Genomic DNA, 1,149 nt, shown 5'->3' with positions numbered 1-1,149 from the left:
GGTGCACCGCCGCACGAGCCCGCGAAGTAGGAGCGGGACCAGAAGACCGAGCCCATGCCGATGCGGTTGATGCGGCCTGTGTATTCGGCCCGCAGGTACCGGGAGCTGACGCCCTTGAGTGAGTTGATCAGCTTCGACAAGGCGACCTTCGGCGGGTAGTGGATCAAGAGGTGTACGTGGTCGGCCTCGCCGTTGAACTCCCTCAGCTCCACCTCGAACTTCCCGCACACCTCCCGCATGATTTCTTCGCACCGCTTCAGCATGTCGTCATCGAACACGCCGCGCCGGTACTTGGTGACGAACACCAAGTGGGCGTGGAGGTTGTAGGTGACGTGACGACCAGTACGAACATCGGGGTTCGGGTTCCAACGTGGTGACATACACCAAGAGTAGTATGCTCTTCGGAGCTGACCGGGAAGGGGGTGGGCCGAATGCTCCGTGCGTACAAGTTCCTCATGCGGCCCACCGTGGGCCAGACTGCCGCGCTGACGGCGATGCTCGGTGACCACTGCTCGCTCTACAACGGGGCGTTACAGGAACGCCGTGACGCCTACGAGCACGTGTCGAAGACGAGCATCAAGTACGGGATGCAGTCCGCGCAGCTCAAGGAGATTCGAGCGTTCGACCCGGAGCGTCAGGGCCGCTGGTCGTTCTCTTCGCAGCAGGCCACCTTGCGTCGCCTGGACAAGGCGTTCGCCGCGTTCTTCCGGCGCGTAAAGGGCGGGGAAACGCCCGGCTACCCGCGCTTCCGGGGAGTCAACTGGTTCGACACGGTCGACTTCCCCAAAGATGGGGACGGCTGCCGCTGGGACTCCACCCCGCACGACCCCGTCACCCGCGTCCGCTTCCAGGGCGTCGGACACGTCAAGGTCAACCAGCACCGGCCCGTGGTCGGCAAGATCAAGACCGTCTCGGTCAAGCGCGAAGGCAAGTGCTGGTACGTCGTCCTGACCGCCGAGCAGACCCAGCCCGAACCGCTGCCCAAGACGGGGTCCGTGGTCGGTATTGACATGGGTATAGCGTCGTTCCTCACCACGTCCAACGGGGAGCACGTACCCAACCCCCGCCACGGCCGCACGGCCGCCGCGAAGCTGGAAAAGGCCCAGCAGGAACTTGCCCGGTTCCCTCGCGTCCGTCGGGACAAGCGGA

At 64.5% G+C, this 1,149-nt stretch carries 2 protein-coding genes; one reads left to right on the top strand and one right to left on the bottom strand.

Going from position 1 to position 1,149, the window contains the following annotated elements:
• Positions 1-380: IS200/IS605 family transposase (gene tnpA / locus ACF08M_RS41695; protein WP_392190536.1), on the bottom strand; the 380-nt coding region annotated here is incomplete at its 3' end.
• A gap of 51 nt (positions 381-431) precedes the next feature.
• Between tnpA and ACF08M_RS41690 the strand changes: the two genes are divergently transcribed.
• Positions 432-1,149, top strand: a 718-nt coding sequence (locus ACF08M_RS41690; protein ID WP_392190535.1) for an RNA-guided endonuclease InsQ/TnpB family protein, incomplete at its 3' end; no start/stop codon positions are given.

Source organism: Streptomyces sp. NPDC015032 (assembly GCF_043080425.1).
Taxonomy (GTDB): domain Bacteria; phylum Actinomycetota; class Actinomycetes; order Streptomycetales; family Streptomycetaceae; genus Streptomyces.
This window is presented reverse-complemented; position numbering and strand designations above follow the sequence as displayed.